Here is a 12491-nt window from a genome sequence, read left to right as displayed (position 1 = left end):
CCCGCGCCGCCGCCTCGGCCGCGGCCGCAGGCTCGCCGGCCAGCACCAGCATCGCGGCCATGTGCGCCCGGTACTGCGCGCGCACCTCGCCGAAACGCGCGTTGTCCTCCAGCAGGTAGTAGTCGCGGTCGGGCAGGCCCAGGCCGCCTTGCGACAGGAAGGGAACGTAGCGCGTCGAATCGCGATCGTCCTGGCCGATGTGCAGGGCCAGCGGCACCCCCAGGCCGGCGCTGACGGCGTCGGCAAGCCATGCACCGAACTGCGCGCGATCGTTGATCGCGGCAACAGCCGCCAGTTCGTCCTGCAGCGGCGCGAGGCCACGCGCCTCGATCGCGGCCTCGTCCATGAAGCTGGCGTACAGATCGCCGATCTGCCGCGCCTCGCCGTCCTGGCCCTCGGCAGACGCCTCGTCGATCAGGGCCAGCAACTGGTCCTGGATGCGGTCGTGGATCTGCATGAAGGCGCCGGTGGACGCGCGGTCGGCGGGAATGGCGGTGTGCTTCAGCCACCCGCCGTTGACATGGCGGAACAGGTCGTCCTGCACGCGCACCGAGCGGTCGAAGCAGCCCTGCTCAATGCCCGACGCCGCCGCGCCACGGCCCGGTTCGGCCTGGCCCGCCGCCGACTCGGGGCCGAACAGCGCACGATGCAGCCCGCAGGCGTGGACAGGACGGAAGGGCGGGTCGTGCGGGCTCAAGAAGGCGTCTCCAGGCGGTCAGGGCGGCGCCTGCCGCTACAGGCGCACCGAGCGGCCGACGAACAGGATCGGCCCGGTCGGCCGGCCGATCGGCGAGCCGGTCTCGGGCTCCAGCGTGAGCTCGAACAACTGCCTCGCCTCCAGCGTCGGCAGCGTCGCGACCGGCAGTTCGGTGACCTGCCCGGCCCGCACCAGCCCGAGCGAGGTGGGCCCGGCAGCGCCTTCGGCCTTGGTCCAGAACTGCAGCGCCTTGCCCGGCGGCACGGCCTCGGTCGTGCCGACCGGCACCAGCCGCAACTGCCCGCCAGCGGTGGCCTCGACGACCCAGCCGGTGGTGTTGCTGCCCGGGGCCTGCAGCACCGCCAGGTAGCGAGGCGCGTCGGCCGGCGCCGGCGCGCGCAGCACCAGCAGCGTGGCCAGCACCAGTGAGGCGGCGATCGCCAGGCCGCTGGTCCATTGCCAGCGCCGCAGGCGGCGCCAGGCCGGGTCGTTGGCAGCCGGCAGGGCCGCAGCACGCGTCGGAATCTCCGCCGCCGTGGCCGGACCGGAGCGCAAGCGGGCTTCGATGGCCGGCCACAGGCCGGCCGACGGCTCGGCCGGCGCGACGCGGCCCGCGAGACCGAGAAGGCGGTCCTGCCACGCGTAGACCTCGGCCTGGAGCGCCGCGTCCTCACCCAGCGCACGTTCGAACTCGGCACGCTCGGACGCTCCCAGCGTGCCCAGCACGTACTCGCCGGCGGTGGCGCTGCGCTCGTGCGGATCGTCGAGGCTCACGACAGGCACTCCTTCAGCGACAGCAGACCGCGACGGATCCACGATTTGACGGTGCCGACCGGCGTGGCGGTCTGCTGCGCGATCTGCTCGTGGGTGTAGCCCTCGACGAAGGCGTAGACGATGCAGTCGCGCTTGCGCTCGTCCAGCGTCTCCATGCAACGCGACAGCGAGGCCGCGTCGGCATGCGGCAGCTCATGCACTGCGTTCGACGCGGCATGCTGGTCGGCCAGCGCTTCGAGTTCGTCGCCCACCGGCGTCTCGCGGCGCACGCGGCGCACCTCGTCGAGCGCGCGATGGCGCACCACGGTGTAGATCCAGCCGCGCGCCGACCCGAGCGCGCGCTGGTAGCTCGACGCCCGCTGCCAGACCTGCAGGAAGGCGTCCTGCAGCACGTCGTGCGCCATGTCACGGTCCCGCACGATGCGCAATGCCACGCCGAGCAGCCAGCGCGCCTCGCGCTCGTAGAGCGCCCGCAGCGCGAAGCGTTCGCCACGGGCGCAGGCTTCGAGCGCCGACTCGTAGTCGAAAGGATCGGCCGTGCGGCGGGGGGGGACTGCTGGACATGGGCGGATTCTGTCAGCACATGCCGGGGCTGCGTACCAGCAGGGCGAGGCGTGGGTGGGCATGGTGGGATTCAGGGGAACGCGGCAGGCGCGGCGCGATGCACCGGCCGATGGTTCCGGTACTACGGAGCCGAGAGTCCTGCGGATGCAGCCGCCGGGATGCACCGTGACGAAATCTGATGTGCGGCGGGCTCTTGCGTCGCATTGCATGCTCGTACCGCGCGCTGCAGACCACGCCGCCGGGTGAGCGGCTACGTTCGTGTCCCCCGCGGCCGGCCCCACGGGCGGACCGCGGGGGACACGAGCGCAACACAGCGGCCCGGCGCGGCGCTCGCATGCAATGCTGCATCACACCGTCGCGACTGCAGTGGCACTGGCCTCGCGTTGCCGCCGCTCCTCGTCGCTGCCGAGTTCGGCGCTGCGGGTGAAGCGCAGGTGGGTGATGTCGGGTGGGTAGAACATGCCCCAGAACCACTCGAAGAAGATGCGCAGCCGTCGACCGAAGGACGGCATCTGCGACAGGTAGTAGGCGCGCCACACCAGCCAGGCCGGCCAGCCGGTGAGCGGCAGGCCGGCGACCTCGGCCACGCCCTTCAGGTGACCGATCGAGGCCATCATGCCGCGCGAGCGGTAGCGGAAGGCCGTGGTCGGTGCCCCGGTCACCACCGCGCCGAGGTTGCGCGCGAGGTGCTGCGCCTCGCGTACCGCGAACTGCGCCGTCGGCGGTGCGGTGCTGCCGTCCAGCGCGTTGGGCACGCAGGCGCAGTCGCCCACCGCCCACAGCCCGGGATAGCCCGGTACCGACAGGTCACCGGCCACCACCACGCGGCCCCCGCTGAGGGGCAGGCCCAGCCTGGCAAGCAGCGGGTTGGCTGCGGTGCCGATGGTGCCGATCACGGTGCGCCCCTCGATGAATTCCCCGTCGCCCAGTTGCACGCCGTCGGCCGTGATGCAGGTCGCCCGGGCCATCAGCCGCACGTCCACACCGCGCTCGCGCAGCGAGTTCAGCGCGGCGACGCCGAGCCGGGGCGACAGCTCGGGCAGCAGCCGGTCCAGCCCCTGCAGCACCGTGACGCGCAACTCGTCGGCCGCCACGCGCGGGTAGTAGCGGCGGATGCTCGCGAGGCAGTCGACCAGTTCGCCGGCCACCTCGACACCCGAGAAGCCGCCCCCGACGACGACGAAGTGCCCGAGCGCGCGGCGCGCCGATGCGTCGTCCTCCAGCTCGATGCAGGCCAGCCGGCGCAGCACCGTGTTGCGGATGTGCATCGCGTCGCCCACGGTCTTGAGCGGCAGCGCGTGCTCGGCCATGCCGGGCAGCAGGTCGAGCCGGGCCCGGTTGCCGACCGCGAGCACCAGGTGGTCGTAGGCGAGTTCGCGCTCGCCGGCCAGCGTGCGGCAGACCAGGCGTCCCGCGGTCAGATCGACCTGCGTCACCGACCCATGATGAAGCGGCAGGCGCCGCCCTGGCGCGTCATCTCGCGCACCGGCACGACCACCTGCTCCGGGAAGACCGACGCCCCCACCGCTTCCGGCAGCATCGGATTGAAGGTGGTGTAGCTCTCGTCGGAGAGCAACGTCGTTTCCACGCCGGGCGGCAGCCGGCGGTGCAACGAACGCACGAGTTGGGTGCCGGCAAAGCCGGCACCGACGATGAGGATGCGCGTGCAGGGTTCGTCGGGCATGGTCGACTCGGTGTCAACCCGCACTCATGCACGAACCGTGCGCACCGCGGCGCGCCGCGTCGCGGTGCACGGCGGGGACGGGCTGCCCCGCAGCCCGTCCTTCACGGCCTCGATCAGATCTCTTCGTACAGCGGCAGCGTCAGGAACTCGGCGAACGCATCCTGGGTGCTCATCTGCTCGAAGATCTCGGCCGCGCGGTCGACCGTCTGGCCTTCGTAGCCGGCGTCCTTGATGCCCTTGAGCTCCTCGGCCACCATCTTGCGCACCATGTCGGCGGTGACCTTGCGGCCGTCGGCGAGCACGCCCTTGGGACTGCGGATCCACTGCCACACCTGCGAGCGCGAGATCTCGGCGGTGGCGGCGTCCTCCATCAGGTTGTAGATCGGCACGCAGCCGTTGCCGGCCAGCCAGGACGCCAGGTAATAGATGCCGACGTTGATGTTCATGCGCAGCCCGGCCTCGGTGATCGGGGCCTCGGGCGCGAACTCCAGCAGTTGCGCGGCGGTGATGTGGGTGTAGGGCTTCTGGCGCTCGATCTGGTTCGGGCGGTCGCCCAGCACGTCGACGAACTCCTTCATCGCCGACTCGACCAGGCCCGGGTGCGCGACCCAGCCGCCGTCGTAGCCGTCGTTCGCGTCGCGGCGCTTGTCCTTGATGATCCCGGCCATCGCGATGGCGTTCTTCTCGGGGTCGTTCTTGATCGGGATCAGCGCGCTCATGCCGCCGATCGCGGGCGCGCCGCGCTTGTGGCAGGTCTTGAGCAGCAGCAGCGCGTAGGCGCGCATGAAGGGCGCCGTCATCGTGACCTTGGCGCGGTCGGCCAGGCAGAAGTCGCGGTCGTTCTTGAACTTCTTGATGCACGAGAAGATGTAGTCCCAGCGGCCGGCATTCAGCCCGGCGCTGTGCTCACGCAGCTCGTACAGGATCTCGTCCATCTCGAACGCGGCGAGGATGGTCTCGATCAGCACCGTCGCCTTGATCGTGCCCTGCGGCAGGCCGATCTCCTTCTGCGCGGCGATGAAGATGTCGTTCCACAGCCGCGCCTCGAGGTGCGACTCCATCTTCGGCAGGTAGAAGAACGGGCCGGCGCCGCGCTCGATCTGCTCCTTGGCGTTGTGGAACAGGAACAGCGCGAAGTCGAAGATGCCGCCGGAGACGCGCTGGCCGTCGACCAGCACGTGCTTCTCGTCGAGGTGCCAGCCGCGCGGGCGCACCTGCAGCGTCGCGATCTTGTCGTTGAGCTTGTAGGTCTTGCCCGCCTGGCCCAGCGTCAGCGTGCGGCGGATCGCCTTGTACAGGTTGATCTGACCCTGGATCTGGTTCGCCCAGACCGGCGAGTTGCTGTCCTCGAAGTCGGTCATGTACGAATCAGCGCCCGAATTGAAGGCGTTGATGACCATCTTGGCCTCGACCGGCCCGGTGATCTCGACGCGACGGCACTCCAGCGCCTTCGGGATCGGCGCGATCTTCCAGTCGCCTTCGCGGATCGCCTTCGTCTCCGGCAGGAAATCGGGGCGCTCGCCGGCATCGAGCCGCTTCACGCGTGCCACGCGCGCGGCCAGCAGTTCCTGGCGGCGGGGCTCGAAGGTGCGGTGCAGCTTGGCCACGAGCTCGAGCGCCGCCGGCGTGAGGATGGTCTCGAAGCCCGGCAGGATCGCCGCGTTGATCTGCAGGCCGGCGGGCAGTTGGAGGGTCGTCATGGTCAGCTCCTAGGGACAGGGAGTTTCAGGTCTTGGGAAAGAAGTCGAGCACGTCGCGCAGGCTGCTGCCGGTGCGCGTCGGCTCGGTGTCGAGGGCCTCGAGCGGCAGCTTGAAGCGGTTCACCCACAGCGTGCAGTAACCGTACCAAGTCGCGCCGATCGCGTCCCAGCCGTTGCTGGAAACGAACAGGATCTGCCGGGCCGGAATGCCCAGCGCCTGCGGGCCCAGCGCATAGGCGGCCGGGTCGGTCTTGAAGCGCTGCACGCTCTCGACGCTGAGCACGTGGTCGAGCAGGCCCTGGCCCTTGTCGTCCACGTAGCCGGCGCTGCGCACCGCGATGCCCAGCATCTCGGGGTCGCCGTTGCTGAGGATGCCCGTGGTCACGCCGCGCGCCTTCAGCGCCGTCAGCACCGCCTTGTTCTCGGGAAAGGCACCGAGGTGGCGGTACTGGTTGAGCAACTGGGTCTCGCGCTCCGGCGTCAGGTCGAGCTGCAGCCGCGCGCAGGCGTAGCGCAGCCCCGCGCGCGTGAGCTCCCAGAACGGCCGGTAGCGCTGGCTCATCGACACCAGGCGCGTGTACTCGATCTGCTTGTCACGCCACAGCACCGCCAGCGCCTCGCCCTGGCCGGGAAACAGCTGCTCGGCCAGCGTACCGACGCTGTAGACGTCGAACAGCGTGCCGTAGGCGTCGAACAGCACGGCTTGGACGGACAGGGACGGCTTGGGTGACTTCATCGAGAGGCCACTTTATTACGAACCTGAGTGCGCATTTAGCGACCGATTTGCGCTTGATCTTTTACTGGAGCATCAGTAATCTGCCCCGAATCCGCCCCACTTGCTCGCCATGGATCGCCTCAAGCAGATCGAATCCTTCGCCGCCGTCGCCACCAAGGGCAGCCTGACCGCTGCCGCCGCCGCCGAGGGCGTGGCACCGGCCGTGATCGGCCGCCGCATCGATGCACTGGAAGAGCGCCTGGGGGTGAAGCTGCTGGTGCGCACCACCCGGCGCATCACGCTCACGCACGAAGCAGCGCCTTCCTGGAGGACGCCCAGCGCCTGCTGACCGACCTGGCCAATGCCGAGGCCAGCGTCAGCGCCGGCGGCGTGAAGGCGAGCGGCCACCTGCGCCTCACCGCGCCGGCCGGCTTCGGCCGGCGCCATGTGGCGCCGCTGGTGCCGCGCTTCGCCGAGGCGCACCGCGACGTGTCGGTGTCGCTGAACCTCAGCGACCGGGTGGTGGACATCGTCAACGAGGGCTACGACTGCGCGGTGCGGGTCGGCGACCTGCCCGACTCCAGCCTGGTCAGCCTGCGGCTGGCCGACAACCGCCGCCTGTGCGTGGCGGCCCCCGCCTACCTGCAGCGCGCCGGCACGCCGCAGCATCCCGGCGAACTGGGCCGCCACCAGTGCCTCACGCTGAGTTCGAACGCCAGCCAGGCGCGCGGCTGGGCGTTCAGCGTCGACGGCGAACTGACGCACCTGCGGCCGAGCGGCCGCTACGACTGCTCCGACGGCCAGGTGCTGCACGACTGGTGCCTCGCCGGCCACGGCATCGCCTGGCGCAGCACCTGGGAGGTGGAGCAGGAGGTGGCCAGCGGCGCGCTGGTCACGCTGCTCGACGACTTCGCGGCGCCGCCGAACGGTATCTACGCGGTGTTCCCGCAGCGCAAGCACCTGCCGCTGCGCGTGCGGCTGTGGATCGACTTCCTGAAGCACACCTACGGCGATTCGACCTACTGGTCGCCCGCGATGCCCTGAATCGCACCGGGGGCGATCTTCCCGGCCCGCCGCGGGCAATCTGCTCTGCGGCGACCGGCCCCCTGGCTCCTAAGGTGACGTCGCCCGGCATCGCGCCGGGCCGGCCTGCCGCAGCGCGGCGCCGCGACGATCCCTACAGGAGACTGCCTCATGACACTCCCGCTCCCGGCGGCACGACGTTCCCTCCTCGCCCTCGCGCTGTGGGCCGCCGGCATCGCCGCGGCCGTGGCCGCGACGGCCACGGCCGCACCGCCCCCACCGTCCGCGGTCGACCACGGCGCCTTCGAGACGGCGGTGCGGCAGGCCGTCGCACCCCAGGCCGGGCAGGCGATCGTGGGGCTCAAGGTGCTGCACCTGAGCGGCGATGTCGGGCCCTGGCTGGACACCGGCCTCGCGCTGCTGCCCGGCGACCGCGTCACGCTGTTGAAGAGCGGGCGGGTGTGGTGGTCACGCGCCTACGCGCTGTCGCTCGACGCCCCGATGGCCGTCTGGAGCCGCATCGGTGACCAGGGCCCGATCTTCCGCGGTGAGCGCGCGACCGACACTGTGACCGCCGACCGTGCCGGTACGCTGCAGCTCAAGCTCTATCCGGGACTGCGCTGGCTCGACGAGACCGGCCGCTACGCGGGCGAACCGGCCGCCGCCAACCCGGATGCCGGCGGCGGCGTCAGCGTCGCGCTGCTGCAATGGCGCGCCGGCGTGCACATCGGGTCCGAACTGCAGCGGCTCGCCGCGCTGCCCACGGTGGTGGCCCCTGGCCGCGGCCGAAGTCCAGCGCCTGGGCGGCGGCACCACACCGCCACCGGACGACTGGCACTACCTGTGGGAACTCGGCCCGGCCGAGATCTTCACCGAGGTCGAACACCCCACCGGCCCCGGCCACCCGCCCCGCGCGATCCGGCTGCACACCCGCGACGATGTCGGCATCCTGCAGAAGGACACTCCCTTCGACCTGACGCCCGACACCGTGCTGCGCTGGCGCTGGAAGGCGGAGCGACTGCCGGCCCGGGCGCCCGAGAACCAGGTGCCGACGCACGATTACATGAGCATCGCGGTGGAGTTCGACGACGGCCGCGACCTCACCTTCCTGTGGAGCCACAGCCTGCCGGTGGGCGAGATCTTCGCCTGCCCGCTGCCGGCCTGGAAGGACCGCGAGACCCACGTGGTCACGCGCTCAGGCACCGCCGATCTGGGCCGCTGGGTCGAGGAATCGGTCAACCTGCACGCGCTCTATCGCCGGGCGATCGGCGACCGGGTCCCGGCGCGCGTGACGCGCGTGTGGCTGATCGGCGTGAGCCTGTTCGGCCACGGCGAAGGCCTCAGCGAGTTCGGGCAGATCGTGCTGCAGGACGGCGCACGCCGGCTCGAGGTGTACTGAGCCGGGGCGGTGGCCGTCGCGCAGCGGCGGCTACTTGCTGAGGCACTCCTTCATGAAGGCCTTGCGCTCGTCACCCTTCATCTCGCCGGCGTCCTTGTTGCAGCTCTTCATCTTGTCCTGCTGGGTGGCGGGCTTGGCGGACAAGCACTTCTTCATGAAGGCCTTGCGCTCGTCGCCCTTCATCTCGCCGGCGTCCTTGTTGCAGGTGGACATCTTGGTCTGCTGCGCGGTCGGCGCGGACGCCGCCGCATCGGCGGCATGGGCGGGCAGCACGAAGGCGGCCGCACACAGGGCCGCAGCGTTGATCAGCTTCTTCATCGGATCTCCTTCGCTTGGGGTCGGGGCATGCGGCGGGCACCGCCGCAGCCATTGAAGCATGGCCCCCGTGCACACCACAAGCGCCTGAACGGCGGCGCGCGACCGGCGTTGACGCCGATGGCTGGCTGTCAGGCTGGGCGCGTGGTCAGGCGATCCGTCGCGGATGCGCCAGCGCCTCGTGGGCCACGTGCAGGCGGCGCACCAGCACGCGGATGAAGGCCTCGTCGAACAGGTGGCGGCAGCCGGGACTGAGCCGCGCCATCGAGTCCGGCGTGAAGGAGATCATCGTGGCCGGCGCGACCACCGTCACGTCGGTGCTATGGCGGCGCAGCTCGGGGTTGGGCGCCAGGTAGGCCATCTCGCCGACCGAGGTGCCCGCGCCGAGGTGCGCCACGCGCTGGCTGTCGCGGTACACGTCGACCGCCCCCTCCGCGATGATGTGGAAGGTGTTGCCCTCCTCGCCACGGCGGTAGATCAGGTGGCCCAGCGGATAGCGCTGCCAGGCGCAGCGGTGCACCACCTCCCACAGCTCGACGTCGCCGAACTGGCTGAAGAACTCGAGCGCGCGCAGCAGCGTGAAGCGCTCCGAGTCGAGCACGCCCTGGACCTGGCCGCGCGGCACCTGGCGGTTGGCCACCAGCGCCGACAGCGCCTGGGCGAACTCGTCCCAGTCCGCGTAGCGGTCGTCGGCGCGCTTGGCGAGCGCACGCTGGATCACTGCGTCGAGCGCCGGTTCGACCCCGCCGCGCAGGCCGCACAGCGAGGCGGGCTGGGCGCTGTAGATCTGCGCCATCAGCACCGACTGCGCGCTCGCGTCGAACGGCGGGCGGCCGGCGATCAGGTGGTAGAGCACCGCACCGAGCGAGTAGACATCGGCACGGGCGTCGAGCGTGCCGCCATCGAGCTGCTCGGGCGACATGTAGGCCAGCGAGCCGACCCGGAACACCTGGGTCGTGTCGGCCTGCAGGTTGAGCACGCTGCCGAAATCGCTGACCTTCACGTCGACGATGTCGCCGTTCGCATTCGTGCTGGCCAGCAGGTTGGCCGGCTTCACGTCGCGGTGGATCAGGCCCTGGCGCGACACATAGCCCAGCGCCATCGCGCACTTGAAGCCGATTTCCACCACCTGGTCCAGCGGCAGCAGCTGGTCGGCGCGACAGAACGGCCGCAGCGTGGTGCCCGCCACGTGCTCCATGACCACGTAGGGCTCGGTCGGGTCGGGCACCGCGTCGAAGATCTGCACGACATTGGGGTGCTGCAACCGCCCGACCAGCGCCGCCTCGGCCGCGAAGAAGCGCGCGTGCAGCGCGCCGTCGCTCACGTCGGCCAGCGCACTGGCGCGCACGCGCTTGACGGCGACGTCGCGCTCGTTGAAGTCGTCCCGGCACAGGAAGACCTCGCTGGTCGCGCCCTCGCCGAGTTTGCGCAGCACACGGTATTTGCCGATGCGTTCGGGCAGGGCGTCGGAGGAAGCGGGGGATGGACTCATGGCGGAGGCAAGTGTGGCCGCATCTTTCCACCGCCCTGATGTCAGGGACGGGGATGCCACGCTCGCCGGCCCGCCCGCCGTGAAGGACTGCCCATCGATCGCGTACCGACCCCGCCCCTAGAATCCGGCGATGATCCGTGCCCAGCAAGAGCTCCTGGCGGCCCTCGGCGATGCACTCGCCGAACTGGCGCCCGAGCAGCCCCCGATTGCCGCCTTCGAGAGTCCGAAACAGGCCGCCCACGGCGACCTCGCCATCACCTCGGCGATGCAGCTCGCCAAGCCGCTCAAGCGCAATCCGCGCGAGTTGGCCCAGGCCCTGATCGACGCACTGCAGCGCCGTGAAGCGGTGCAGCGCTGGGTCGCGGCGCTCGAGATCGCCGGCCCCGGCTTCATCAACCTGCGGCTCAAGGACAGCACCAAGCAGCAGATCGTCGCCGAGGTGCTGGCGAGCGGCACCGATTTCGGCCGCCAGCCGGCCACGAGCGAGCGGGCGCTGGTCGAGTTCGTCTCCGCCAACCCTACCGGCCCGCTGCACGTGGGCCATGGCCGCCAGGCGGCGCTCGGCGATGCGATCTGCAAACTGTTCGAGACGCAGGCTGGCAGGTCACGCGCGAGTTCTATTACAACGACGCCGGCGTGCAGATCGGCACGCTCGCCGCGTCGACCCAGGCCCGCCTCCAGGGCCTGAAGCCGGGTGACGCGGGCTGGCCGGAGAGCGCCTACAACGGCGACTACATCGCCGACATCGCCGCCGACTTCCTGGCCCGCAAGACCGTCAAGGCCGACGACCGCGAGTTCACCGCCTCCGGCGACCCCGCCGACCTGGACGGCATCCGCCAGTTCGCCGTGGCCTACCTGCGCCACGAGCAGGATCTCGACCTGCAGGCCTTCGGCGTCCGGTTCGACCACTACTTCCTCGAATCCAGCCTCTACGCCACCGGCCGCGTCGAGGCCACGGTGGGCAAGCTGGTCGCGGCCGGCAAGACCTTCGAGGACGGCGGCGCACTGTGGCTGCGCACCACGGACTATGGCGACGACAAGGATCGCGTCATGAAGAAGTCCGACGGCAGCTACACCTACTTCGTGCCCGACGTGGCCTACCACGTCAACAAGTGGGAGCGCGGCTACCACAAGGTCATCAACATCCAGGGCAGCGACCACCACGGCACCATCGCGCGGGTGCGCGCCGGGCTGCAGGCCGCCGACGTGGGCATTCCCGCGGGCTACCCCGACTACGTGCTGCACAAGATGGTCACCGTGATGCGCGGCGGCGAGGAGGTCAAGATCTCCAAGCGCGCCGGCAGCTACGTGACGCTGCGGGACCTGATCGACTGGACCGGCAAGGACGCGGTGCGCTTCTTCCTGATCAGCCGCAAGGCCGACACCGAGTTCGTGTTCGACGTCGACCTGGCGCTGAAGAAGAACGACGAGAACCCGGTCTACTACGTGCAGTACGCGCATGCGCGCATCTGCTCGGTCATCGTGCAGTGGCGCGAGCAGCAGGCCGGCGACCCGGCCACGCTGGCCCAGGCCGATCTCGCGCGGCTGGTGGCCCCCACCGAGGCCGCACTGATGCTCAAGCTGGCCGCCTACCCGGTGATGCTGAGCGGCGCCGCCGAGAGCCTGGCGCCGCACGACGTGGCGTTCTACCTGCGCGACCTGGCGGGCGCCTTCCACAGCTATTACGCGGCCGAGCGCTTTCTCACCGACGACCCGGCGCTGAGCCGCGCGCGGCTGGCGCTGCTCGCCGCCACCGCGCAGGTACTGCGCAACGGCCTGGCGGTGCTCGGCGTCAGCGCCCCCGACAGGATGTGACCGGAGCTGCCATGCCCTTCTTCCCCTTCTCTCGTCGCTCGTCGCAGCACGGTGGCTTCATCGTCGGCCTGATCGCCGGCCTGCTGATCGGCCTGGCGCTGGCGCTGGGCGTTGCGCTGTACGTCACCAAGGTGCCGATCCCGTTCATCAACAAGGTCCCGCAGCGCACCGCGGAGCAGGACGCGGCCGAGGCCGAACGCAACCGCAACTGGGATCCCAACACGCCGCTGCATGGCAAGAAGCCGGCGCCAGCCGCCTCCGGCGCCGGTGTCACGGTGGCGCCCGCGGCCTCGGGTCCGGCCACCGGCACGGC

9 protein-coding genes and 4 pseudogenes are annotated in these 12491 nt (G+C 70.6%); 4 read left to right on the top strand and 9 right to left on the bottom strand.

All coding sequences use genetic code 11. The features are described from left to right. From Y694_RS15525 to Y694_RS15500, 7 genes and pseudogenes are all read right to left on the bottom strand, one after another. Positions 1-697 (bottom strand): annotated as a pseudogene (locus Y694_RS15525) (M13 family metallopeptidase N-terminal domain-containing protein); the annotation flags it as partial. A 36-nt stretch (positions 698-733) separates the two neighbouring features. After that, on the bottom strand, positions 734-1471 hold the full coding sequence (locus Y694_RS15520) for an anti-sigma factor domain-containing protein (protein WP_231497717.1): 738 nt from the start codon (positions 1469-1471) through the stop codon (positions 734-736). After that, entirely contained in the window at positions 1468-2097 is a 630-nt protein-coding gene (locus Y694_RS15515; RefSeq protein WP_152543521.1) for a sigma-70 family RNA polymerase sigma factor, read from the bottom strand. Before Y694_RS15515 ends, Y694_RS15520 begins: the two co-directional genes overlap by 4 nt. Positions 2098-2382: 285 nt before the next feature. Beyond that, on the bottom strand, positions 2383-3471 hold the full coding sequence (locus Y694_RS15510; protein WP_051495819.1) for an NAD(P)/FAD-dependent oxidoreductase: 1089 nt from the start codon (positions 3469-3471) through the stop codon (positions 2383-2385). Then, the gene (locus tag Y694_RS24915; RefSeq protein WP_051495818.1) at positions 3468-3719 is read right to left on the bottom strand and encodes a hypothetical protein; all 252 of its coding nucleotides are present in this window, start codon (positions 3717-3719) and stop codon (positions 3468-3470) included. The genes Y694_RS15510 and Y694_RS24915 overlap by 4 nt, the downstream gene beginning before the upstream one ends. Before the next feature lie 113 nt (positions 3720-3832). Further along, entirely contained in the window at positions 3833-5419 is a 1587-nt protein-coding gene (aceB, locus tag Y694_RS15505; RefSeq protein ID WP_011827760.1) for a malate synthase A, read from the bottom strand. 25 nt (positions 5420-5444) lie between these two features. After that, a complete protein-coding gene (locus Y694_RS15500; RefSeq protein WP_011827759.1) occupies positions 5445-6155 on the bottom strand; it encodes a haloacid dehalogenase type II in 711 nt (236 codons plus the stop codon). A 109-nt stretch (positions 6156-6264) separates the two neighbouring features. On the opposite strand from Y694_RS15500, the pseudogene Y694_RS15495 reads away from it, so the two are divergent. Then, positions 6265-7178, top strand: a pseudogene (locus tag Y694_RS15495) (LysR family transcriptional regulator). Positions 7179-7830: 652 nt separating this feature from the next. Further along, the gene (locus Y694_RS24910; protein WP_197028798.1) at positions 7831-8556 is read left to right on the top strand and encodes a DUF3047 domain-containing protein; all 726 of its coding nucleotides are present in this window, start codon (positions 7831-7833) and stop codon (positions 8554-8556) included. Positions 8557-8586: 30 nt separating this feature from the next. Here Y694_RS24910 and Y694_RS15485 read toward each other — a convergent pair whose 3' ends face one another. Next, positions 8587-8874 (bottom strand): PsiF family protein, encoded by a 288-nt coding sequence (locus Y694_RS15485; RefSeq protein ID WP_011827756.1) that lies wholly within the window; start codon positions 8872-8874, stop codon positions 8587-8589. 145 nt (positions 8875-9019) lie between these two features. After that, the gene (locus Y694_RS15480) at positions 9020-10363 is read right to left on the bottom strand and encodes a serine/threonine-protein kinase (protein ID WP_051495817.1); all 1344 of its coding nucleotides are present in this window, start codon (positions 10361-10363) and stop codon (positions 9020-9022) included. A 130-nt stretch (positions 10364-10493) separates the two neighbouring features. Between Y694_RS15480 and argS the strand changes: the two are divergent. Together argS and Y694_RS15470 are read left to right on the top strand one after the other, a co-directional pair. Beyond that, a pseudogene (gene argS / locus Y694_RS15475) lies at positions 10494-12178 on the top strand (arginine--tRNA ligase). Between the two features lie 11 nt (positions 12179-12189). Beyond that, positions 12190-12491: pseudogene (locus tag Y694_RS15470) on the top strand (hypothetical protein); the annotation flags it as partial.

The organism is Methylibium sp. T29-B (assembly GCF_000576225.1).
Lineage (GTDB): Bacteria > Pseudomonadota > Gammaproteobacteria > Burkholderiales > Burkholderiaceae_C > Methylibium > Methylibium petroleiphilum.
Note: the sequence above shows the minus strand (reverse complement) of the source record. Positions and strands in the feature narration are given on the sequence as shown.

Coding starts and splice junctions, on each gene's coding strand:
- Y694_RS15500 (WP_011827759.1), bottom strand. CDS start 6,155: ATGAAGTCACCCAAGCCGTCCCTGTCCGTCCAAGCCGTGCTGTTCGAC.
- aceB (WP_011827760.1), bottom strand. CDS start 5,419: ATGACGACCCTCCAACTGCCCGCCGGCCTGCAGATCAACGCGGCGATC.
- Y694_RS24915 (WP_051495818.1), bottom strand. CDS start 3,719: ATGCCCGACGAACCCTGCACGCGCATCCTCATCGTCGGTGCCGGCTTT.
- Y694_RS15515 (WP_152543521.1), bottom strand. CDS start 2,097: ATGCCCACCCACGCCTCGCCCTGCTGGTACGCAGCCCCGGCATGTGCT.
- Y694_RS15485 (WP_011827756.1), bottom strand. CDS start 8,874: ATGAAGAAGCTGATCAACGCTGCGGCCCTGTGTGCGGCCGCCTTCGTG.
- Y694_RS15480 (WP_051495817.1), bottom strand. CDS start 10,363: ATGAGTCCATCCCCCGCTTCCTCCGACGCCCTGCCCGAACGCATCGGC.
- Y694_RS24910 (WP_197028798.1), top strand. CDS start 7,831: ATGCCGGCGGCGGCGTCAGCGTCGCGCTGCTGCAATGGCGCGCCGGCG.